This is a genomic window from Enterobacter sp. FW301-JW81, assembly GCF_058788735.1.
Genome location: NZ_JBYTBA010000009.1, coordinates 103,232 through 124,191, shown reverse-complemented (window position 1 = coordinate 124,191; position 20,960 = coordinate 103,232). Strand labels below are relative to the sequence as shown.

At 55.8% G+C, this 20,960-nt stretch carries 21 protein-coding genes; 14 read left to right on the top strand and 7 right to left on the bottom strand.

Annotation, left to right across the window (positions count from 1 at the left end):
• Positions 1 to 95 precede the first annotated feature (95 nt).
• The 3 genes from AC3WOK_RS22270 to rluF are packed head-to-tail and all read left to right on the top strand — an operon-like array spanning position 96 to position 1,633.
• Positions 96 to 389 carry a type II toxin-antitoxin system CcdA family antitoxin gene (locus tag AC3WOK_RS22270; protein ID WP_059312971.1) on the top strand — a complete coding sequence of 98 codons (294 nt, stop codon included), beginning with the start codon at positions 96 to 98 and terminating at the stop codon, positions 387 to 389.
• A complete protein-coding gene (locus AC3WOK_RS22265; RefSeq protein ID WP_059312970.1) occupies positions 389 to 706 on the top strand; it encodes a CcdB family protein in 318 nt (105 codons plus the stop codon). Before AC3WOK_RS22270 ends, AC3WOK_RS22265 begins: the two co-directional genes overlap by 1 nt.
• A gap of 54 nt (positions 707 to 760) precedes the next feature.
• Entirely contained in the window at positions 761 to 1,633 is an 873-nt protein-coding gene (gene rluF, locus AC3WOK_RS22260; RefSeq protein WP_047345636.1) for a 23S rRNA pseudouridine(2604) synthase RluF, read from the top strand.
• Here rluF and AC3WOK_RS22255 read toward each other — a convergent pair whose 3' ends face one another.
• The 3 genes from AC3WOK_RS22255 to lysC form a co-directional block, all read right to left on the bottom strand.
• Positions 1,634 to 1,906: a YjbD family protein gene (locus AC3WOK_RS22255; RefSeq protein WP_059312969.1), complete on the bottom strand. Its 273-nt coding sequence runs from the start codon at positions 1,904 to 1,906 to the stop codon at positions 1,634 to 1,636.
• Positions 1,907 to 1,956: 50 nt separating this feature from the next.
• Complete coding sequence (gene panS / locus AC3WOK_RS22250) at positions 1,957 to 2,901, bottom strand: ketopantoate/pantoate/pantothenate transporter PanS (RefSeq protein ID WP_059312968.1); 945 nt, start codon at positions 2,899 to 2,901, stop codon at positions 1,957 to 1,959.
• A 93-nt stretch (positions 2,902 to 2,994) separates the two neighbouring features.
• Positions 2,995 to 4,344: a lysine-sensitive aspartokinase 3 gene (gene lysC / locus AC3WOK_RS22245; RefSeq protein ID WP_047345633.1), complete on the bottom strand. Its 1,350-nt coding sequence runs from the start codon at positions 4,342 to 4,344 to the stop codon at positions 2,995 to 2,997.
• Positions 4,345 to 4,718: 374 nt separating this feature from the next.
• On the opposite strand from lysC, the gene pgi reads away from it, so the two are divergent.
• From pgi to AC3WOK_RS22220, 5 genes are all read left to right on the top strand, one after another.
• Complete coding sequence (pgi, locus tag AC3WOK_RS22240; protein WP_047345632.1) at positions 4,719 to 6,368, top strand: glucose-6-phosphate isomerase; 1,650 nt, start codon at positions 4,719 to 4,721, stop codon at positions 6,366 to 6,368.
• Between the two features lie 367 nt (positions 6,369 to 6,735).
• Positions 6,736 to 6,978: an exopolysaccharide production protein YjbE gene (gene yjbE, locus AC3WOK_RS22235; RefSeq protein ID WP_008503423.1), complete on the top strand. Its 243-nt coding sequence runs from the start codon at positions 6,736 to 6,738 to the stop codon at positions 6,976 to 6,978.
• 118 nt (positions 6,979 to 7,096) lie between these two features.
• The gene (locus AC3WOK_RS22230) at positions 7,097 to 7,735 is read left to right on the top strand and encodes a YjbF family lipoprotein (protein WP_063432020.1); all 639 of its coding nucleotides are present in this window, start codon (positions 7,097 to 7,099) and stop codon (positions 7,733 to 7,735) included.
• Complete coding sequence (locus tag AC3WOK_RS22225) at positions 7,732 to 8,469, top strand: capsule biosynthesis GfcC family protein (protein WP_074170392.1); 738 nt, start codon at positions 7,732 to 7,734, stop codon at positions 8,467 to 8,469. The genes AC3WOK_RS22230 and AC3WOK_RS22225 overlap by 4 nt, the downstream gene beginning before the upstream one ends.
• Positions 8,469 to 10,565, top strand: a complete 2,097-nt coding sequence (locus tag AC3WOK_RS22220) for a YjbH domain-containing protein (RefSeq protein ID WP_059312965.1) — start codon at positions 8,469 to 8,471, stop codon at positions 10,563 to 10,565. The genes AC3WOK_RS22225 and AC3WOK_RS22220 overlap by 1 nt, the downstream gene beginning before the upstream one ends.
• Before the next feature lie 77 nt (positions 10,566 to 10,642).
• Here the strand turns inward: AC3WOK_RS22220 and AC3WOK_RS22215 are convergent, their stop codons facing one another.
• Positions 10,643 to 11,095, bottom strand: a complete 453-nt coding sequence (locus tag AC3WOK_RS22215; RefSeq protein WP_492355121.1) for an acyltransferase — start codon at positions 11,093 to 11,095, stop codon at positions 10,643 to 10,645.
• A gap of 96 nt (positions 11,096 to 11,191) precedes the next feature.
• Between AC3WOK_RS22215 and psiE the strand changes: the two genes are divergently transcribed.
• A complete protein-coding gene (psiE, locus tag AC3WOK_RS22210; RefSeq protein WP_021242727.1) occupies positions 11,192 to 11,602 on the top strand; it encodes a phosphate-starvation-inducible protein PsiE in 411 nt (136 codons plus the stop codon).
• Between the two features lie 97 nt (positions 11,603 to 11,699).
• On the opposite strand, the gene malG is transcribed toward psiE, so the two are convergent.
• The 3 genes from malG to malE form a co-directional block, all read right to left on the bottom strand.
• Positions 11,700 to 12,590: a maltose ABC transporter permease MalG gene (gene malG, locus AC3WOK_RS22205; protein ID WP_003860332.1), complete on the bottom strand. Its 891-nt coding sequence runs from the start codon at positions 12,588 to 12,590 to the stop codon at positions 11,700 to 11,702.
• A 14-nt stretch (positions 12,591 to 12,604) separates the two neighbouring features.
• The gene (gene malF, locus AC3WOK_RS22200; protein WP_059312963.1) at positions 12,605 to 14,149 is read right to left on the bottom strand and encodes a maltose ABC transporter permease MalF; all 1,545 of its coding nucleotides are present in this window, start codon (positions 14,147 to 14,149) and stop codon (positions 12,605 to 12,607) included.
• A 121-nt stretch (positions 14,150 to 14,270) separates the two neighbouring features.
• Positions 14,271 to 15,461: a maltose/maltodextrin ABC transporter substrate-binding protein MalE gene (gene malE / locus AC3WOK_RS22195; RefSeq protein ID WP_492355120.1), complete on the bottom strand. Its 1,191-nt coding sequence runs from the start codon at positions 15,459 to 15,461 to the stop codon at positions 14,271 to 14,273.
• Positions 15,462 to 15,830: 369 nt separating this feature from the next.
• Here malE and malK point away from each other — a divergent pair, with 369 nt between their 5' ends.
• The 5 genes from malK (at position 15,831) to ubiA (ending at position 20,949) form a co-directional block, all read left to right on the top strand.
• Positions 15,831 to 16,940 (top strand): maltose/maltodextrin ABC transporter ATP-binding protein MalK, encoded by a 1,110-nt coding sequence (malK, locus tag AC3WOK_RS22190; RefSeq protein ID WP_059312961.1) that lies wholly within the window; start codon positions 15,831 to 15,833, stop codon positions 16,938 to 16,940.
• Positions 16,941 to 17,011: 71 nt separating this feature from the next.
• Positions 17,012 to 18,322 carry a maltoporin gene (locus AC3WOK_RS22185; RefSeq protein ID WP_047345624.1) on the top strand — a complete coding sequence of 437 codons (1,311 nt, stop codon included), beginning with the start codon at positions 17,012 to 17,014 and terminating at the stop codon, positions 18,320 to 18,322.
• 113 nt (positions 18,323 to 18,435) lie between these two features.
• Complete coding sequence (gene malM, locus AC3WOK_RS22180) at positions 18,436 to 19,389, top strand: maltose operon protein MalM (RefSeq protein ID WP_492355119.1); 954 nt, start codon at positions 18,436 to 18,438, stop codon at positions 19,387 to 19,389.
• A 180-nt stretch (positions 19,390 to 19,569) separates the two neighbouring features.
• A complete protein-coding gene (gene ubiC, locus AC3WOK_RS22175; RefSeq protein ID WP_023334136.1) occupies positions 19,570 to 20,067 on the top strand; it encodes a chorismate lyase in 498 nt (165 codons plus the stop codon).
• A gap of 12 nt (positions 20,068 to 20,079) precedes the next feature.
• Positions 20,080 to 20,949, top strand: a complete 870-nt coding sequence (gene ubiA, locus AC3WOK_RS22170) for a 4-hydroxybenzoate octaprenyltransferase (RefSeq protein ID WP_047345622.1) — start codon at positions 20,080 to 20,082, stop codon at positions 20,947 to 20,949.
• Positions 20,950 to 20,960 lie beyond the last annotated feature (11 nt).

Here is a 20,960-nt window from a genome sequence, read left to right as displayed (position 1 = left end):
TCTCTGAAAGCGCCTCGCAAAACCGTTTCGCGAGGCGTGACATCTTATAACGCGCCATTTACTCTTCAGACCTTACATTTTTAAGGGAATAGAAAATGCTCGTTTATTACGCTACACTTCGCCAATTCATGCGCATTCCTATGGGGGTTTTCATGCGCACTACGCATGGCATCAAAAAATCAGTCAATGTGTCGTTAGCGCCAGAAATCCTGGAAGAGGCGAGACGGCTTAAACTTAATCTCTCTGCCGTGCTCACGGCTGCACTGCAGGAGCAGTTTCGTGCGCATCAGCGTGCAGAGTGGTTAGCAGAAAATAAAGCTTCTATCGAGGCCATTAACCAATGGGTTGATGAAAACGGCTCCTTTAGTGACTTTCAGAGGTCGTTCTGATGGAGCAATATTTTGCTTATGAGAATGAAGGTAAGGGGAAAACTGCCTATCCTTGGCTAATCAATATGCAGCATCCGGTGGCCAATGTGATGAAACATGTCCTGGTTGCTCCCGCAGTTGAGCTTAGACACCTGGGAGGCATTCAACCGCCTGCGAAAGTGTGCCCTGTCGTTGAGATAGCGGGTAAGCCTTGCGTGGTCATGGTGCATATGATGGCAGGCATATCGCCAAAAGAGTTAGGCGAGCGTGTCGCCGATCTTACGCAAAACCGGGCTTCATTGCGGGATGCACTCGATTTTTTGATCAACGGTTACTAACACTTTTTTGTCAGCCGCAAGGTAAGGTATATTTCGCCCTTCACAGGAGAAACTATGCTGCCAACTCAATCAACCCGATTAAACAAATACATTAGCGAGAGCGGGATCTGCTCACGTCGCGAGGCGGACCGTTACATTGAACAGGGTAACGTGTTCCTCAACGGCAAACGCGCCACGATTGGTGACCAGGTGATGCCTGGCGACGTGGTCAAAGTGAATGGTCAGCTCATCGAGCCGCGCGATGCTGAAGACCTGGTGTTTATCGCGTTGAATAAACCGGTTGGGATTGTCAGCACCACGGAAGACGGTGAGCGGGACAACATCGTTGATTTCGTGAACCACAGCAGCCGTATCTTCCCGATTGGCCGTCTGGATAAAGACTCTCAGGGGCTGATTTTCCTCACCAACCATGGCGATCTGGTCAACAAAATTCTGCGTGCCGGTAACGATCACGAGAAAGAGTACATCGTGACGGTGAATAAGCCGGTCACGGACGAGTTTATTCGCGGCATGGGCGCCGGTGTGCCAATCCTCGGTACCGTCACGAAAAAGTGTAAGGTGAAGAAAGAAGCACCGTTCGCGTTCCGCATTACCCTGGTGCAGGGCTTAAACCGTCAGATCCGCCGTATGTGCGAATACTTTGGCTATGAGGTGACGAAGCTCGAGCGCACGCGCATTATGAACGTCAGCCTGTCCGGTATCCCGCTGGGGGAGTGGCGTGATTTAACCGGCGACGAGCTGATTGAGCTGTTCAAGCTCATCGAGAATTCCTCGTCCGAAGCGAAGCCGAAGGCTAAAGCAAAACCGAAAACCCAGGCGATTAAGCGCCCGGTGGTGAAGGCGCCGCAGGCGGAAGAGAAAGGACGTGGCAAACCGGCCAACGGGAAGCGCTTTGTCCAGCCTGGCCGTAAAAAGAAAGGGCGCTAGTTAGCGCCTTCCACGGGTAGAGGTCGTGGCCGACCAGGAGAAGGTCGTTTCTGTATCCGGCTTATAGGCCTGCTGCTTTTTCAGTTTGCGGGCTTTCTTCGCCTCGGCGTCACGCTGAGCCATCAGTTTATCGATGTACTCTTTTTTCACCTGATTGGTTTCGGCGTTCGTCAGCGTACGGCCATGTGCGATGCGTGCACGGTCGAGAAGCGTTTTAAGTTCGCGCTGCTCGGCTTCCGTCATGTCTTTCTGGGTCAATCGTGGTGTAGCCATTGCTGAAGCCTCCTGAGAGAGAGGCTTCAGTGTAAAGCAAGTACCGCCAATTAACCCTGTTTCACCGCATCTTTTTTCGTTTGCCCATCAATCGGTTTGCCGGACCAGTAGCCCGCCAGCAGCGAACCGGACAGATTATGCCAGACGGAGAACAGGGCCCCCGGCAGTGCCGCGAGCGGTGAGAAGTAGATTTTCCCGAGCGCCGCCGCCAGGCCGGAGTTCTGCATGCCCACCTCGATTGCCAGCGTGCGGCAGGTCGACTCGTCAAAGCCAAACAGCTTCCCGCCCCAGTAGCCGCCCAGCAGGCCGATGGTGTTATGCAGTACCACCGCGACAATCACCACAAATCCTACGGAAGCAATGTGTGACGCGGAACCCGCCACCACGGCGCTGATGATGGCCAGAATACAGACCATCGAAAACGCAGGCAGATACGGCTCAACCGCTTTCACCACGCGTGGGAAAAGATGGTGAATCACCAGGCCCAGCGCAATCGGGATCACCACGATTTGCAGAATGCTCAGCAGCATGCCCATCACGTCCACCTGAATATGCGCGTCCACGTACAGGCGGGTCAACAGCGGTGTGGCAATCACGCCAACCAGCGTTGAGACGGAAGAGATAGTGACGGAGAGCGCCACGTCGCCTTTCGCAAGAAAGATCATCACGTTGGACGCTGTGCCGCTGGCTACGCTACCTACCAGCACCATCCCGGCGGAGAGGTCAGGCGGCATCTTAAAGGCCATCGCCAGCAGCCACGCCGCAAGAGGCATCACCAGGTAGTGGAGGAAGATCCCTGCGGCAACCGGAGCCGGGCGGGACAGCACGCGCTTAAAGTCGTCGATTTTCAGATGCACGCCCATGCCCAGCATAATGAGCATCAGCAGGGTGGTGACCCACGGGCCAATACCGGTGAACGTGGTGGGGGTATAATACGCGAGTACGGAGAGCAGCAGCGCCCATAACGGGAACAGCCGCGTGATGGCGGATAACATAGTGGTTTCCTTGCAGTATTGTCGTGTTGTTTAGTTATGAAAAAGCCGGGTCTGTGCCCGGCTTGTAGATAATGTTTATCGTGCTAACGAATTTTATTCAAACAAATTCTGATGAAGTTTCTGCACCACCTGCTCGGCCTGATCGGCTGGCACCAGGAAGCAGAGGTTATAGCTGGATGCGCCGTAGCAAATCATACGAATGCTGAACGGGTCGAGTACGCCGAACACTTCTTTGCCGACGCCGCAGGCGCGCGACAGTTTGTTACCGATGATGGCAACCAGCGCCAGGTCTTCTTCCACTTCCACGCGGCACAGCTCAGACAGCTCAATCAGCAGCGACTGCGTCAGCAGGGTATCGCCCGTGGAGGTGGAGCCGGTAGTGTCCAGCGTCAGCGCAATGCTCACTTCAGAGGTGGTGATCAGATCCACGGAGATATTGTGCCGCGCCAGAATGCCAAACACCTCCGCCAGGAAACCGCGGGAGTGCAGCATATTGTGGCTGTGGAGCGTCACCAGCGTCTGGCGACGGCGCAGGGCCAGCGCGCGGAACAGCGGTGGGTTTTCCGTTTTCTTGCACACCAGCGTACCGCCCGCTTTTGGATCTTTACTGGAGCCGACGAAGACCGGAATATCGCTGCGTACGGCGGGCAGCAGCGTAGCAGGGTGCAGCACTTTCGCGCCGAAGGTGGCCATTTCCGCCGCTTCTTCAAACGCGATCACATCAATACGTTTCGCCGCGGAAACGACGCGCGGGTCGGTGGTGTAAATGCCCGGAACGTCAGTCCAGATATCGACGCGGGTGGCATGCAGGGCTTCGCCCAGCAGAGCGGCGGTATAGTCGCTGCCGCCACGGCCAAGCGTTGTCGTACGCCCTTTTGCTTCACTGCCGATAAAGCCCTGGGTGATCACGATACCCTCTGCCAGACGCGGTGCTAGCTGCTGAGTGGTCAGCTCGGCCAGCGCTTCAACGTCCGGCTCGGCGCGGCCGAAGCGATCGCTGGTACGCATCACTTTACGCACGTCAAACCACTGCGCCTGAATGTTACGTTCGCGCATGATCTCCACAAACAGCAGCGTGGACATCAGTTCACCGTGGCTGACCAGTTCGTCAGTCAGGGCGGTGGAGGTTGCCAGAGAAGCAGCTTCTGCCAGGGTGGTGATGTTTTCCAGCAGACGTTCCACTTCTTCGCGGATGACGTTCGGGTTCTGCAGACGTTCAAGAATGTCGAACTGAATTTTGCGCAGTGCATCCAGCTTCACGAAACGTTCGGTCGCTTCCAGTCCTTCAGACAGAGAAACCAGCAGGTTCGTCACGCCGGCAGAGGCGGAAAGCACCACCAGGCGGGTATTCGGATCGGCCAGCACCACATCGGCGCTGCGGTTCATGGCATCGTAATCGGCCACACTGGTGCCGCCAAATTTGGCGACCACAAAACTCGTCATAACAACCTCGTGTCAGGGAATGAATAAGCGACCATGGCACAAGAGTGAAACGAAAACAGGTGCAGGCGCAAAATACGGCCCTATAAATAAAATGCGGGGGAGGTCCTGTCAATGCTGGGATTATGCGGATTTTTTATGGGGGGGTACCCCTGAGAAACAGGACTTATAACAGCACCAGATTTTATGCTCCGTTTTAGGGTATTTTGACCGACATTTCGCCGCCCCGGGAGGGCTCTTCAGCAGCTATACTTTTCGGGTCTTTTCACCTGCGTTTGATGCAGGCCAGGGCAATGGCATAAAAACCATCACAATTTTTATTTGCAGGCGCTACAATCGACCGCAGTCACAATTCTCAAATCAGAAGAGTATTGCTAATGAAAAACATCAACCCAACGCAGACCGCTGCCTGGCAGGCACTCCAGAAACATTTTGATGAAATGAAAGACGTCACCATCGCGGACCTGTTCGCGAAAGATGCCGATCGTTTCAGTAAGTTCTCCGCGACCTTCGACGACCTGATGCTGGTGGATTTCTCCAAAAACCGCATTACCGAAGAGACGCTGGCAAAACTGCAGGATCTGGCGAAAGAGACCGAGCTTGCTGACGCCATCAAATCCATGTTCTCCGGTGAGAAGATCAACCGCACCGAAGACCGTGCCGTGCTGCACGTAGCCCTGCGTAACCGTAGCAATACGCCAATCATCGTTGACGGCAAAGACGTCATGCCGGAAGTCAACGCGGTGCTGGAAAAGATGAAAGCCTTCTCTGAAGCAATCATCTCCGGAAGCTGGAAAGGCTACACCGGCAAACCGATCACCGACGTGGTTAACATCGGTATCGGCGGTTCTGACCTCGGCCCGTTCATGGTGACCGAAGCGCTGCGCCCTTACAAAAACCACCTCAACATGCACTTCGTCTCTAACGTTGATGGTACCCACATCGCCGAAGTGCTGAAGAACGTGAACCCGGAAACCACGCTGTTCCTGGTGGCGTCCAAAACCTTCACCACCCAGGAAACCATGACCAACGCCCACAGCGCGCGCGACTGGTTCCTGAAAACCGCGGGCGACAACAAGCACGTGGCGAAACACTTCGCGGCGCTGTCCACCAACGGTAAAGCGGTCAGCGAGTTCGGCATCGACACCGCGAACATGTTTGAGTTCTGGGACTGGGTCGGCGGTCGTTACTCTCTGTGGTCCGCGATCGGTCTGTCCATCATTCTCTCCGTGGGCTTCGACAACTTCGTTGAGCTGCTCTCCGGCGCGCACGCGATGGATAAACATTTCTCCACGACCGCTCCTGAGAAAAACCTGCCGGTACTGCTGGCGCTGATCGGTATCTGGTACAACAACTTCTTCGGTGCTGAAACCGAAGCCATCCTGCCGTACGACCAGTACATGCACCGCTTTGCAGCCTACTTCCAGCAGGGCAACATGGAATCCAACGGTAAATACGTTGACCGTAACGGCAACGCGGTGGATTACCAGACCGGCCCAATCATCTGGGGCGAGCCGGGCACCAACGGTCAGCACGCGTTCTACCAGCTGATCCACCAGGGCACCAAAATGGTACCGTGCGATTTCATCGCTCCGGCTATCACCCATAATCCGCTGTCCGACCACCATCCGAAGCTGCTGTCGAACTTCTTCGCCCAGACCGAAGCGCTGGCGTTCGGTAAATCCCGCGAGGTGGTTGAGCAGGAATACCGCGATCAGGGTAAAGACCCGGCAACCCTGGACCACGTTGTTCCGTTCAAAGTATTCGAAGGCAACCGCCCAACCAACTCCATCCTGCTGCGCGAAATCACGCCGTTTAGCCTGGGTGCGCTGATTGCCCTTTATGAGCATAAAATCTTCACGCAGGGCGCGATCCTGAACATCTTCACCTTTGACCAGTGGGGCGTTGAGCTGGGCAAACAGCTGGCAAACCGTATCCTGCCAGAGCTGGGTGACGATAAGGCGATTGCCAGCCATGACAGCTCGACAAATGGTTTGATCAACCGCTATAAAGCATGGCGCGCGTAATTAAAACGTCATGAAAACGTGCCGGCGAAATGCCGGCATTTTTTTATCGGATAATTCCTGATGTCTGTTATTTAGCTCTAATTCCTTTACTGAGTTTTATCTGAAAAAAGCCGTTAACCCGTTAATCACTGCGGTTTACTTTCGGAATATACGGATAATGCAATGACCTTTATTTAATTCTATATCACTGATTTGCTTGTTTTTTATATTCCGTTAATTCTCCTTATATTTCAATTTTATCCATTAGTCTGAAAACCCCTTTCCTATTTCCCCTTACGGCAAACCCGCGGCGGGAGTTGTGTATACTCGAATCCGCCTGAAATTCTTTTTGGGCAAATCTCCATTCATTAAATGAAGGGAAATTCTTATGAAGAAAGTACTGTATGGCATTTTTGCCATATCTGCGCTTGCGGCGACATCTGTCTATGCTGCTCCGGTTCAGGTCGGGGAAGCGGCAGGTTCGGCTGCGACGTCTGCGTCTGCGGGGAGTTCTACCGCGGCCAGCGCCAGCACCGTAAGTTCAGCCGTGGGTGTCGCGCTGGCGGCAACCGGTGGCGGTGATGGCTCCAATACCGGAACCACGACCACTACGACAACCAGCACCCAGTAATAGCGGGTGTTTTAATCATAACCACACTTCGGTGTGGTTATTCTGGCTTTTCAGTAGCCTTCGGGACCTGTAGGCCGGGTAAGCGCAGCGCCACCCGGCAATAATGCGGAGAAGAGTCGTGAAGCGACCTGGGATCATCCTGATTTGCCTGCTTTTGCAGGCGTGCTCGGCCACCACCAAAGGGCTGGGAAACTCACTGTGGGACAGCATGTTCGGCACGCCGGGCGTGCATCTGACCGATGACGAACTGCAGAACATGCCTTATGCCAGTCAGTACATGCAGCTTAACGATGGCCCGCAGCTGTTTGTGGTGCTCGCTTTCGATGAAAACGGGCAGCAGAAATGGGTGACGCAGGATCAGGCCACCATCGTGACGCAGCACGGTCGTATCGTAAAAACCCTGTTGGGCGGCGATAACCTGCTTGAGGTAAATAACCTCGCTGCCGACCCGCTGATCAAACCTAACCAGGTTACCGACGGCGCAAGCTGGACGCGCACGATGGGCTGGACCGAACATAAGCAGGTGCGTTACGCCACGGCGCGCTCTACCTTCCGATGGGACGGCACGGACAGCGTCAGCGTGGGCAGCGACGAAACCCGTGTTCGCGTGCTGGATGAAGAAGTCGTCACTGACCAGGCCACCTGGCATAACCGCTTCTGGATTGACGAAGACGGGCAGATCCGCCAGTCCCTGCAGTATCTCGGCGCCAATTTCTTCCCGGTGAAGAGCACTCTGATCAAGGCGGCGAAATCATGAAAATGCTTATCCAGGTTGCGCTTCTCGCCAGTCTTGCCGCGCCGCTGGCATGGTCCGCCGGGACGGTACAGGTCTACACGCCGGACAGTGAAAAACCCAAGACCTTAACTAACGCAGATCATCTGCTCGATCTCGTCGGGCAGCCCAGGCTTGCCAACAGCTGGTGGCAAGGGGCGGTGATCGGCGAGCGTCAGGCAACGGTTAAGGCGGAGCAAGAGCATCTTGCGCTGCTGGCTCGCCTGACGGGTTTGGCGGAGCAGGAAGACGGCGACGATGTCGCAGCCATTAACCACGTTCGCCAGCAGCTGCAGGCGCTGAAGGTGACAGGTCGCCAGAAAGTGAACCTTGACCCAGATGAAGTGCGCGTTACGGAAAAGGGCAACCCTACGCTTGAAGGGGATTACACCCTCTGGCTACCTGCCCAGCCTTCCACCATTACCGTTTTCGGGCTTATCAGCAGCCCGGGTAAAAAGCCCTTTATGCCTGGCCGCGATGTGGCGAGCTACCTCGACGAGCAGAGCCTGCTGAGCGGGGCGGATAACAGCTACGCCTGGGTCGTTTACCCTGACGGGCACACGCAAAAAGCGCCGGTTGCTTACTGGAACAAGCGCCATATCGAACCCATGCCAGGCAGCATTATTTTTGTCGGTTTTGCCGACCATTTCTGGACGAAGGCATATGACGGGCTTAACGCCGATATCCTTCACTCCCTGATTCAGCGGATACCGGAATAATGAAAAGAATCCATCTCTACAGCATGCTGGCGCTCTGCGTGAGTGCCGCCTGCCATGCAGAAACGTATCCGGCACCCATTGGCCCGTCTCAGTCAGACTTCGGCGGCGTCGGTTTACTGCAAACGCCTACCGCGCGGATGGCGCGGGAAGGGGAAATTAGCCTTAACTACCGCGATAACGACCAGTATCGCTACTACTCGGCGTCGGTGCAGCTGTTCCCGTGGCTTGAAACCACGCTGCGCTATACCGACGTGCGTACTAAACGGTACAGCAGCGTAGAGGCGTTCTCCGGCGATCAGACCTACAAGGATAAAGCCTTCGACGTCAAACTGCGCCTGTGGGAAGAGAGCTACTGGATGCCGCAGGTGTCCGTGGGTGCGAAAGATATCGGCGGTACCGGTCTGTTTGATGCGGAATACGTCGTGGCCAGCAAAGCCTGGGGGCCGTTCGACTTCTCGCTCGGCCTGGGGTGGGGCTATCTGGGCACCAGCGGCAACGTGAAAAACCCGTTTTGCTCCTACAGCGATAAATACTGCTACCGCGATAACAGCTATCAGAAAGCGGGCTCTATCAACGGCGACCAGATGTTCCACGGTCCGGCGTCGCTGTTTGGCGGCGTTGAATATCAGACGCCCTGGCAGCCATTGCGCCTGAAGCTGGAGTATGAAGGGAATGACTACTCGCAGGACTTCGCCGGGAAGATTGAGCAGAAGAGCAAGTTTAACGTCGGCGCCATTTATCGCGTCACTGACTGGGCCGACGTTAACCTCAGCTACGAGCGTGGCAATACGGTGATGTTTGGCTTCACGCTGCGCACCAACTTCAACGACATGCGCCCGCACTACAATGATAACGCGCGGCCTGCCTATCAGCCGGAGCCGCAGGATGCGATCCTGCAGCACTCCGTGGTGGCAAACCAGCTGACGCTGCTGAAATACAATGCCGGTCTGGCGGATCCGAAGATTCAGACCAAGGGCGATACGCTTTACGTCACCGGCGAGCAGGTGAAATACCGCGACTCGCGGGAAGGGATCGAGCGCGCCAATCGGATCGTTATGAACGATCTGCCGGAGGGGATCCGCACGATCCGCGTGACGGAGAACCGCCTCAACCTGCCGCAGGTTACAACCGAAACGGACGTCGCCAGCCTCAAGCGCCATCTGGAAGGCGAACCGCTCGGGCATGAAACCGAGCTGGTGCAAAAACGCGTTGAGCCGGTGGTGCCGGACACCACCGAACAGGGCTGGTATATCGATAAATCGCGCTTTGATTTCCATATCGATCCGGTGCTGAACCAGTCCGTCGGCGGGCCTGAAAACTTCTACATGTATCAGCTGGGCGTCATGGCGACGGCGGATCTGTGGCTCACCGACCACCTGCTGACCACCGGCAGCCTGTTCGGCAACATCGCCAACAACTACGACAAGTTCAACTACACCAACCCGCCTAAAGACTCGAAACTGCCGCGCGTGCGTACCCGTGTGCGTGAATACGTGCAGAACGATGCCTACGTGAATAACCTGCAGGCCAACTACTTCCAGTACTTCGGCAACGGCTTCTACGGCCAGGTCTACGGCGGGTATCTGGAAACCATGTACGGCGGGGCGGGGGCAGAGGTGCTGTATCGTCCGGTAGACAGCAACTGGGCGTTTGGTGTTGATGCCAACTACGTCAAGCAGCGCGACTGGCGCAGCGCGCAGGACATGATGAAGTTCACCGACTACAGCGTCAAAACGGGCCATCTGACCGCCTACTGGACACCGTCGTTCGCACCTGACGTGCTGGTGAAAGCCAGCGTGGGCCAGTACCTGGCAGGCGATAAGGGCGGTACGCTGGATATTTCTAAACACTTCGACAGCGGCGTGGTGGTAGGCGGTTACGCGACGATCACCAACGTCTCGCCGGACGAGTACGGGGAAGGGGACTTCACCAAAGGGGTCTATGTGTCGATTCCGCTGGATCTGTTCTCGTCAGGCCCAACCCGCAGCCGCGCGGCTATTGGCTGGACGCCGCTAACGCGTGACGGCGGTCAGCAGCTGGGTCGTAAGTTCCAGCTGTATGACATGACGAGCGATAAGAACATTAACTTCCGCTGATGCTTCACGCCGGGCGGCACTGCGTTTGCCCGGCCTACTATTTTGTAGGCCCGGTAAGCGCAGCGCCACCGGGCGAATCACAAGCGGCGCAGTAGCCTCGCCGGGTTCCCGGCATAGACACCTTTCTCGACGATCGATTTCGTCACCACGCTTCCCGCCCCAATCACCGCGCCATCGCAGATGGAGACCGCCAGAATGGTGGCACCGCTGCCTATCGAGACATCATTCCCCACGGTAATGCGTCCCCAGCTGTTCCGGTCAGCGTTGGGTTTGCCTTCGCGGAACATATCGTTGGCAAACATCACCCCATGGCCAATAAAGCAGCGTTCGCCTACGGTGACGTACTCGCAAATGAAGGTGTGCGACTGAATTTTGCTGTCGTCTCCAATGCAGGTATTGCCCTGAATTTCAACAAACGGGCCGACGAACACGCCGTTGCCGAGCACGCAGTCATAGAGATTGGCGGGTTCGTAAAGGGTGACATTTTCACCGCAGGTTACGTTGCGAACCCCGGTAGGTTTACGTTCCATCGGTTACCTCCGTACATAAAACATAATTAAAAAATATAGATCCACGTCACATTTTTGCGTTATACAGGAACCTCGCCCTGGAGAATGAGGTGCTGTATGACATCCCTGACTCGTCCGCGCGTTGAGTTTATCTCAACAGTCCTCCAGACCGTACTGAACCTCGGTCTGTTGAGCCTTGGCCTGATACTGGTCGTCTTTTTGGGTAAAGAGACGGTGCATCTGGCGGATGTACTGTTCGCCCCCGAGCAAACCAGCAAATATGCGCTGGTGGAAGGACTGGTGGTCTACTTTCTCTACTTTGAATTTATCGCCCTGATTGTGAAGTATTTTCAGTCAGGCTTTCACTTCCCGCTACGTTATTTTGTCTACATTGGGATCACCGCGATAGTGCGGCTGATCATCGTCGATCATAAATCTCCCCTTGATGTGCTGATCTACTCCGCGGCGATCCTGCTGCTGGTGATCACCCTCTGGCTGTGTAATTCGAAGCGGCTGAAGCGAGAATAAAAAAATGGCGCTCCGAAGAGCGCCTAACAACAGTCACAAGTTGGGTCAATACAATACGTCTAAAGTTGAGGGTTGCAGTGGCATAACAAAATGAAACTTAACCTTTCACACCGCCCGCCGTCAGGCCGTTGACCAGCCAGCGCTGTGCCAGCAGGAACACCACGGTAATCGGGATGGCGGAGAGTACGGCCGCCGCGGCAAAGTCGCCCCACAGGTAGTTTTGCGGGTTGAGGTATTGCTGCATACCGACGGCCAGGGTGTAGCTGTTTACATCGCGCAGCAGCAGCGACGCAACCGGCACTTCGGTGATGGCGGCGATAAACGACAGGATAAACACCACCGCCAGGATAGGCACCGACAGCGGCAGCAGAACCAGACGGAACGCCTGCCACGGGGTTGCGCCATCCAGCGCGGCCGCTTCTTCCAGCGAGCCATCGATGGTTTCGAAATAGCCTTTAATGGTCCACACGTGCAGCGCGATACCGCCAAGGTAGGCGAAGATCACGCCGCCGTGGGTGTTCAGACCGATAAACGGCACGTACTGGCCCAGGCGGTCAAACAGGGCATACAGCGCCACCAGCGACAGCACCGCCGGGAACATCTGGAAAATCAGCATCCCTTTCAGCAGCGTCGCTTTGCCAGGGAAACGCATACGGGCGAAGGCGTAAGCACAGGTCGTGGAGAGCGTCACGATGCCGATAGCGGTGATTGTCGCCACTTTGACCGAGTTCCACAGCCACAGCAGGACCGGGAACGGCGGCGGCGTGACGCGGCCATCCGCGTGTTCCACGCTGAAGCCCAGCGCGAGCTTCCAGTGCTCCCAGGAGATTTCGTCCGGGATCAGGCTCCCGGTGGCGAAGTTACCCGAACGCAGGGAGATGGCGATAACCATCAGCAGCGGGAACATGATCGCCGCAATAAAAATCAGCAGGCCTAAGTGCGTCGCCAGGAGGCGCAACTTCTGAGATTTGGGTTGTACCATAGCCATGATCGATGCCCTCCTTAGTCAAATTTCATACGTGTGGCTTTCAGGTTCACAATCGCCAGGGCGCCGACCAGCAGGAAGATCAGGGTGGCTATTGCCGCCGCCAGACCGAAGTCCTGACCGCCGCCGCCTTCGAAGGCGATACGGTAGGTGTAGCTCACGAGCAGGTCGGTATAGCCTGCCGGCGTCGTGGTGCCAAGGCGGTCCGGGCCACCGTTGGTCAACAGCTGAATCAGCACGAAGTTGTTAAAGTTAAAGGCGAAGCTGGCAATCATCAGCGGGGTCAGCGGCTTGATGAGCAGCGGCAGCGTAATTTTGAAGAAGTTCTGGAACGGACCCGCGCCGTCCATCGCCGAGGCTTCGTACAGGTCGTCCGGGATGGCCTTCAGCAGCCCCATGCACAGAATCATCATGTACGGATAACCCAGCCAGGTATTCACGATGATAATCATCGAGCGGGCGGTGGTCGGGTCGCTGAACCAGGCCGGTTTGATGCCGAACAGCGCGCTCAGCATCATGTTGATTTCACCGAAGCTCTGGTTGAACAGCCCTTTGAAAATCAGAATCGAGATAAACGACGGTACGGCGTAGGGCAGGATCAGCAGCACGCGGTAAATCGCTTTGCCTTTCAGGGATTCCCACTGGACGAGGCAGGCCAGCACCATGCCTACGGCAACGGTCAGGATCACGGTCAGCACCGAGAAGACGACCGTCCAGACGAAGATGGCGAAGAACGGTTTCTGAATGCCTTCGTCAGTGAACACGCGGGTAAAGTTATCCCAGCCGATGGTCACGGTATAGCCCGGGCTGAGTTTGTCATCACCCCATTTGCCATCGGCAGTAATGGATTGATAGAAACCAATGTCGTTGTTCGGACGATATTTCACGCCGCTCTGGTTGTTGGTCAGCGTACCGTCATCCGCCAGGGTGTAGAGCGGCTGTGTGCCGGAGAACTGGCGCAGCGAGCTCATGGTCACTTTGCTTTCATCTGGCAGCACGGCGGTGAGCTGGGTCAGCGCCTGGCGGTTCTGGGTAATGACGCGCAGGTTGGCACGTTCACCTTCCGGCAGCGCTGCGGCCTCTTTTAGGGTCAGCTTCTGCTCGCCGCCAAATTTGAACGCGTCGGAGACATAGTATTTGCTGCTTGCTTCGTCAGTAAGCGCTAACTTCCACTCGTTACCGGCAGGATACAGGCCGAAGTTAAAAGTCTTACCGGCCTGATAAGAGCGATCCAGAAGCACCTGCGTTGCGCGTTCTTGCGCGAGCTGGTTAGTGCTGCTGTAGTTGGTGAACGCAATGGCGATGGTACAGATCAGCGGGAAGAGAACAAACAGCCCCATTCCGGCCACGCCAGGGTAGACATAGCGCCAGGCGTAGGCTTTACGGTTGGCGAAAATATACAGGCCAGCAGAGCTTAAAATCAGCGTCATGATGGCAAACAGATATTCCCCTTGTACGTACATTAAAACAACAAGGTAACCCACCAGCAGGCACAGCAGACCTATCACTGACCACTTCAGCGCGTCGCTTTGCCACCAGTGTTTCTTTTTAATGACATCCATGGGGTTCTTCCTCTACAACGGTGGAAACTTATCGTCAGGTGGCGCTGCGCTTACCTGACCTACGGATCGTGCCGTAGTCGTAGGGCGGGTAAGCGCACGCGCCACCCGCCGTTTTTCAGACTTACTTAGTAATACGGCCCTGAGCATCTTTCAGCGCGGCATCAACGGTCTGGCGACCGCTTGCGGCGTTGATGACGGCGGTACGGGTGGCGTACCAGAACGCGGCCATCTGTGGGATGTTCGGCATGATTTCGCCTTTCTGGGCGTTATCCATGGTAGCTGCGATGCGTGGGTCTTTCGCCAGCTGATCCTGGAAGGATTTCAGCGCAACGGCGCCCAGCGGTTTGTCCTTGTTCACTTCGTCCAGACCCTGATCGGTCAGCAGGTAGTTTTCCAGGAACTCTTTCGCCAGCTCTTTGTTCGGGCTGGCGGCGTTGATGCCTGCGCTCAGCACGCCCACGAACGGTTTAGACGGCTTGCCGTTGAAGGTTGGCAGCAGCGTGACGCCGTAGTTGATTTTGCTCTTATCGATGTTGGTCCAGGCCCACGGACCGTTGATGGTCATCGCGGTTTCGCCTTTGTTGAACGCCGCTTCCGCGATGGAGTAATCGGTATCCGCGTTCATGTGTTTATTCTTGATGAGGTCAACCAGGAAGGTCAGGCCTGCTTTCGCGCCAGCGCTGTCTACGCCCACGTCTTTCACGTCGTATTTGCCGTTTTCAAACTTGAACGCGTAACCGCCGTCGGCAGCAATCAGCGGCCAGGTGAAGTACGGTTCCTGCAGGTTGAACATCAGCGCAGATTTACCTTTCGCCTTCAGCTCTTTATCCAGTTTCGGGATCTCTTCCCAGGTCTTCGGCGGGTTTGGTACCAGGTCTTTGTTGTAAATCAGGGACAGGGCTTCAACCGCGATTGGGTAAGCAATCAGTTTGCCGTTATAGCGAACGGCATCCCAGGTGAACGGGAACAGTTTGTCCTGGAACGCTTTGTCCGGGGTGACTTCAGCCAGCAGACCAGACTGCGCGTAACCGCCGAAACGGTCATGTGCCCAGAAGATAATGTCCGGGCCGTCGCCGGTTGCGGCAACCTGCGGGAATTTCTCTTCCAGCTTGTCCGGGTGCTCTACGGTAACTTTGATACCGGTGTCTTTCTCGAATTTTTTGCCCACTTCGGCCAGGCCGTTATAGCCTTTGTCGCCGTTAATCCAGATAACCAGCTTGCCTTCTTCAATTTTGGCGAGCGCCGGTGCGGAAATCATCATTGCTGCAAGGGCGGACAATGCGAAAACGCGTGCGCCAGTCTTGATATTCATATCTGCCATCCTTTTGGTGATGTCTCGTGGTATGACTTCAGTGGTTCAACGTGACTCAGTCTCCTTATTTGACATCCTCTTTCCATCCTCCCAACCCCTACGCCCCACCCCCGGTTTGTGTGATCTCCGTTGCATAAATTTAAGTTATGAGTGCTGGCGCACATAAAAACACACCCAATTTTGCAGGCCGCTTCACGAATTTCGCCTCAGCCCGCCAGCGGCGGTCGCAGAGCCTGCTCTCTCATCCTCCCGCCTCCTCCCCCATAAAAAAGCCGGGGGGTGGAGGATTCAGGAAAGTAATGGATACCCCATAGTGAACTTATCTTGAATGTTTCTGTCGGTGACAGGTTGTAACGAAGGGAGAAGGGCATGGCGAGCGTACAGCTGCGTAATGTAACGAAAGCCTGGGGTGACGTTGTGGTGTCGAAAGACATCAATCTGGACATCAACGAAGGTGAATTCGTGGTGTTTGTTGGCCCATCAGGCTGTGGTAAATCTACTCTGCTGCGTATGATTGCCGGTCTTGAAACCATCACCAGCGGCGACTTGCTGATCGGTGATACCCGAATGAACGACATCCCACCTGCCGAACGTGGCGTCGGCATGGTGTTCCAGTCTTATGCACTCTATCCCCATCTTTCCGTTGCCGAGAACATGTCCTTTGGCCTGAAGCTGGCCGGCGCGAAAAAAGAGGTCATTAACCAGCGCGTCACGCAGGTGGCGGAAGTGTTACAGCTGGCGCACCTGCTGGAGCGTAAACCAAAAGCGCTTTCCGGTGGACAGCGTCAGCGCGTGGCGATTGGTCGTACCCTTGTCGCCGAGCCGCGCGTGTTCCTGCTCGATGAACCTCTCTCTAACCTGGATGCCGCCCTGCGCGTCCAGATGCGCATTGAAATCTCCCGTCTGCACAAACGTCTTGGCCGCACGATGATTTACGTCACCCACGATCAGGTCGAAGCGATGACCCTGGCGGACAAAATCGTGGTGCTGGATGCCGGTCGCGTGGCGCAGGTGGGTAAACCGCTGGAGCTGTATCACTACCCGGCAGACCGCTTTGTTGCGGGCTTCATTGGCTCGCCAAAGATGAACTTCCTGCCCGTCAAAGTGACCGCAACAGCCATTGAACAGGTACAGGTGGAGCTGCCAAACCGCCAGCAGGTCTGGCTGCCGGTCGACAGCGCCAACGTACAGGTCGGGGCAAACATGTCCCTGGGTATTCGTCCTGAACATTTACTCCCGAGCCACATCGCCGATGTGACCCTGGAAGGTGACGTTCAGGTCGTCGAACAGCTTGGTCACGAAACACAGATTCATATCCAGATCCCCGCCATCCGTCAGAACCTGGTCTACCGCCAGAATGACGTGGTGTTGGTAGAAGAGGGTGCCAAATTCGCTATCGGCTTGCCGCCAGAGCGTTGCCATCTGTTCCGTGAGGATGGCACTGCATGTCGTCGGTTGCACAAAGAGCCAGGCGTTTAAGCAATCCCAAAAGAAGACACGAAACCGACAGGTGAAGTGTTCAAAGAAAAGCAATGATCTCAGGAGATAGAATGATGATTACTCTGCGCAAACAAGTCCCTCTGGCAATCGCCGTTGCGGCAGGCATCCTGTCTGCCCAGGCGGGCGCCGTGGACTTTAAAGGTTATGCTCGTTCCGGCATTGGCTGGACCGGGAGTGGCGGTGAACAACAATGTTTCCAGGCAACAGGCGCTCAAAGTAAATACCGTCTCGGTAACGAATGTGAGACCTATGCTGAACTGAAACTGGGTCAGGAAGTGTGGAAAGAGGGCGATAAGAGCTTCTACTTCGACACCAACGTCGCGTATTCCGTTTCTCAGCAGAACGACTGGGAATCCACCAGCCCGGCCTTCCGTGAAGCAAACGTGCAGGGTAAAAACCTGATTGAATGGCTGCCAGGCTCCACCATCTGGGCCGGTAAGCGCTTCTATCAGCGTCATGACGTTCACATGATCGACTTCTACTACTGGGATATCTCTGGTCCTGGTGCGGGTATCGAAAACATCGACCTGGGCTTCGGTAAGCTCTCTCTGGCCGCAACCCGTTCTTCTGAGTCCGGCGGTTCCGCGACCTTCGCCGACCGTGATGCGAATGGCGACCGCGTTTATGACAACGTTGTGCCAAACGATGTCTTCGACGTCCGTTTAGCCGGTCTGGAAACTAACCCGGGCGGTACGCTGGAGCTGGGTGTTGATTACGGTCACACCAACATTCCAGACGATTACTACCTGCAGCCTGGCGCCTCTAAAGATGGCTGGCTGTTCACCGCTGAACACACCCAGAGCATGATGAAGGGCTTCAACAAGTTCGTGCTGCAGTACGGTACGGACTCTATGACTTCTAACGGCAAAGGCATCCCACAAGGTGGTAGCGTTGATAACGACGGTTCCATGTGGCGCGTGCTGGACCACGGTGCAATCACCCTGGCAGACCGTTGGGACCTGATGTATGTCGGTATGTACCAGAACATCGATCGTGACAACAACAACGGTACCGAGTGGTGGACCGTGGGTGTTCGTCCAATGTTCAAATGGACGCCGATCATGAGCACCCTGCTGGAAGTTGGCTACGACAACGTTAAATCTCAGAAAACTGACGAGAAAAACAGCCAGTACAAAATTACCCTGGCACAACAGTGGCAGGCAGGCGACAGCATCTGGTCTCGTCCGGCTATCCGTGTCTTCGCAACTTACGCGAAGTGGGATGAGAAATGGGGCTATGCGAACAACAGTGACACCGGCTACACCTCTGGCGTGGCATACAGTGACACTTCCGCGAAAACCTTCAGCCGCGGCGATGACGATGAGTGGACCTTCGGTGCCCAGATGGAAATCTGGTGGTAATTCGTTAGACCTGACGTAATGACCTAAAAGAGGGGCGCAAGCCCCTCTATCCTTAGGGTGCTGCGCGCTATTGCCTGGCCACCGCAGTGCTCACGCTATCAGAGGTAATAACAATGAAAATGAAGAAAAGTCTCGTCGCGCTGTGCCTCTCTGCGGAGCTGATGGCCTGTGTTCCGGCGGTCTCCTTTGCAGACGTGAATTTCGTACCACAAAATACCAGTGCTGCGCCGGCTATCCCGGCGGCGGCGCTCCAGCAGCTGACCTGGACGCCAGTTGATCAATCCAAAACGCAGTCGACACAGCTTTCTACGGGCGGCCAGCAGCTGAACGTGCCAGGAATCACCGGGCCTGTCGCCGCCTACAGCGTACCGGCCAACATTGGTGAACTGACCCTGACGTTAACCAGCGAAGTGGACAAGCAGACAAGCGTTTTTGCGCCTAACGTTCTGATTCTGGACCAAAACCTGACGCCTTCTGCTTTCTTCCCGAGCAGCTACTTTAGCTATCAGGAGCCTGGCGTGATGAGTGCAGACCGCCTGCAAGGCGTGATGCGCCTGACGCCTGCCCTGGGACAGCAAAAGATTTACGTGCTGGTCTTCACCACAGAGAAAGATTTGCAGCAGACCACAAAGCTGGTTGACCCGGCGAAAGCCTACGCCAAAGGCACCGGCAACTCTGTTCCGGATATTCCGGACCCGCTTGCCCGTCATACCACTGATGGCCTGGTCAAACTGAAAGTCTCCACCAACAGCGCCTCCAGCGTACTCGTTGGCCCCCTGTTTGGCTCGTCTGGCCCAGGCCCGGTGACTGTGGGGAATACCGCTGCACCGGCCTATGCCGCGCCAGTTGCCACGGCAGCCGCACCGGTAGCAACCACAGCGCCGGCCCCGGCGAAGAAAGCTGAGCCGGTACTGAACGACACCGAAGAATACTTCAACAACGCCATTAAGCAGGCGGTGAAGCGCGGCGATGTCGATAAAGCGCTGAAACTGCTTGATGAAGCCGAACGTTTAGGTTCAACCACTGCCCGTTCCACCTTTATCAGCAGTGTAAAAGGCAAGGGGTAACCGTTTCCCCACAGTGCTGATTTGTTAGTCGTTTGGTGCGCCTGAGTGGGCGCACTTTTTTTCGTCCCGGCCAGGTTGTTGCGCCCTTGTTGCAATAGCGATCGTTAAATAACGTTTGGCCCCCCTCAATCCGCGTTTCTGCGATACAATGCCATTACGTTATGTATCGGAGAGTCTGGCATGTCACACCCCGCGCTAACGCAACTGCGTGCGCTGCGCTATTTCGACCAAATACCTGCGCTTGATCCGCAGCAGCTTGACTGGCTGTTGCTGGAAGATTCCATGACGAAACGTTTTGAGCAGCAGGGTAAAACGGTTACGGTGACCCTGATTCAGGAAGGGTTTGTCTCCGGCGATGAGATCGCCAGTGAGCTGCCGCTGCTGCCGCAGGAGCCACGCTACTGGCTGCGTGAAATTTTACTCTGTGCTGACGGTGAGCCGTGGCTTGCCGGGCGGACGGTGGTGCCCGAGTCCACCCTTTCCGGGCCCGAGCTGGCGCTGCAGCGCCTGGGGAAAACGCCGCTGGGGCGTTACCTCTTCACCTCGTCTGAGCTTACCCGGGATTTTATTGAAATTGGTCGTGATGCCGAACTGTGGGGGCGTCGTTCCCGCCTTCGCCTGAGCGGTAAGCCGTTAATTCTGACGGAGCTTTTTTTACCGGCATCGCCGTTGTACTAAGAGGAAGAAAAAATGGAGTGGAGCCTGACGCAGAGTAAGCTGTTGGCTTATCACCGCTTAATGCGCACCGATAAACCTATTGGCGCGCTACTGTTGCTGTGGCCGACCCTGTGGGCGCTGTGGGTTGCAACGCCGGGCGTGCCGCCGCTGTGGATCCTCGGCGTGTTTGTTGCCGGCGTCTGGCTGATGCGTGCGGCGGGCTGCGTGGTCAATGACTATGCCGACCGCAAATTCGACGGCCATGTCAAACGGACTGCCGGTCGTCCGTTGCCCAGCGGGCAGGTCACCGGAAAAGAAGCACGCGTGCTGTTCATCGTTCTGGTGCTGCTCTCCTTCCTGCTGGTGTTAACCCTGAACACCATGACCATTCTGCTTTCCGTGGCAGCGCTGGCGCTGGCCTGGGTTTATCCGTTTATGAAGCGCTATACCCACCTGCCGCAGGTGGTGCTGGGCGCAGCGTTTGGCTGGTCGATTCCGATGGCGTTTGCCGCGGTCAGCGAGTCGTTACCGCTCAGCTGCTGGCTGATGTTCCTGGCGAACATTCTCTGGGCCGTGGCCTACGACACCCAGTACGCGATGGTTGACCGCGACGACGACCTGAAGATTGGCATCAAATCAACCGCCATCCTTTTTGGCCGTCAGGACAAGCTGATTATCGGTATTCTGCAGGTCGCTGTACTGGCCTTGATGGTCGCGATCGGACGCCTGAACGGACTGAACTGGGAGTTTTACTGGTCAGTGCTGGTGGCGGGGCTGCTGTTTGCCTATCAGCAGAAGCTGATCGCTAAGCGTGAACGCGACGCCTGTTTTAAAGCGTTTATGAACAATAACTACGTTGGCCTGGTGCTGTTTTTAGGCCTGGCGATGGGCTATTTCTTATAAAAAAAGTCGGG

Coding starts and splice junctions, on each gene's coding strand:
- AC3WOK_RS22270 (WP_059312971.1), top strand. CDS start 96: ATGCTCGTTTATTACGCTACACTTCGCCAATTCATGCGCATTCCTATG.
- AC3WOK_RS22265 (WP_059312970.1), top strand. CDS start 389: ATGGAGCAATATTTTGCTTATGAGAATGAAGGTAAGGGGAAAACTGCC.
- rluF (WP_047345636.1), top strand. CDS start 761: ATGCTGCCAACTCAATCAACCCGATTAAACAAATACATTAGCGAGAGC.
- AC3WOK_RS22255 (WP_059312969.1), bottom strand. CDS start 1,906: ATGGCTACACCACGATTGACCCAGAAAGACATGACGGAAGCCGAGCAG.
- panS (WP_059312968.1), bottom strand. CDS start 2,901: ATGTTATCCGCCATCACGCGGCTGTTCCCGTTATGGGCGCTGCTGCTC.
- lysC (WP_047345633.1), bottom strand. CDS start 4,344: ATGACGAGTTTTGTGGTCGCCAAATTTGGCGGCACCAGTGTGGCCGAT.
- pgi (WP_047345632.1), top strand. CDS start 4,719: ATGAAAAACATCAACCCAACGCAGACCGCTGCCTGGCAGGCACTCCAG.
- yjbE (WP_008503423.1), top strand. CDS start 6,736: ATGAAGAAAGTACTGTATGGCATTTTTGCCATATCTGCGCTTGCGGCG.
- AC3WOK_RS22225 (WP_074170392.1), top strand. CDS start 7,732: ATGAAAATGCTTATCCAGGTTGCGCTTCTCGCCAGTCTTGCCGCGCCG.
- AC3WOK_RS22220 (WP_059312965.1), top strand. CDS start 8,469: ATGAAAAGAATCCATCTCTACAGCATGCTGGCGCTCTGCGTGAGTGCC.
- AC3WOK_RS22215 (WP_492355121.1), bottom strand. CDS start 11,095: ATGGAACGTAAACCTACCGGGGTTCGCAACGTAACCTGCGGTGAAAAT.
- psiE (WP_021242727.1), top strand. CDS start 11,192: ATGACATCCCTGACTCGTCCGCGCGTTGAGTTTATCTCAACAGTCCTC.
- malG (WP_003860332.1), bottom strand. CDS start 12,590: ATGGCTATGGTACAACCCAAATCTCAGAAGTTGCGCCTCCTGGCGACG.
- malF (WP_059312963.1), bottom strand. CDS start 14,149: ATGGATGTCATTAAAAAGAAACACTGGTGGCAAAGCGACGCGCTGAAG.
- malE (WP_492355120.1), bottom strand. CDS start 15,461: ATGAATATCAAGACTGGCGCACGCGTTTTCGCATTGTCCGCCCTTGCA.
- malK (WP_059312961.1), top strand. CDS start 15,831: ATGGCGAGCGTACAGCTGCGTAATGTAACGAAAGCCTGGGGTGACGTT.
- AC3WOK_RS22185 (WP_047345624.1), top strand. CDS start 17,012: ATGATGATTACTCTGCGCAAACAAGTCCCTCTGGCAATCGCCGTTGCG.
- malM (WP_492355119.1), top strand. CDS start 18,436: ATGAAAATGAAGAAAAGTCTCGTCGCGCTGTGCCTCTCTGCGGAGCTG.
- ubiC (WP_023334136.1), top strand. CDS start 19,570: ATGTCACACCCCGCGCTAACGCAACTGCGTGCGCTGCGCTATTTCGAC.
- ubiA (WP_047345622.1), top strand. CDS start 20,080: ATGGAGTGGAGCCTGACGCAGAGTAAGCTGTTGGCTTATCACCGCTTA.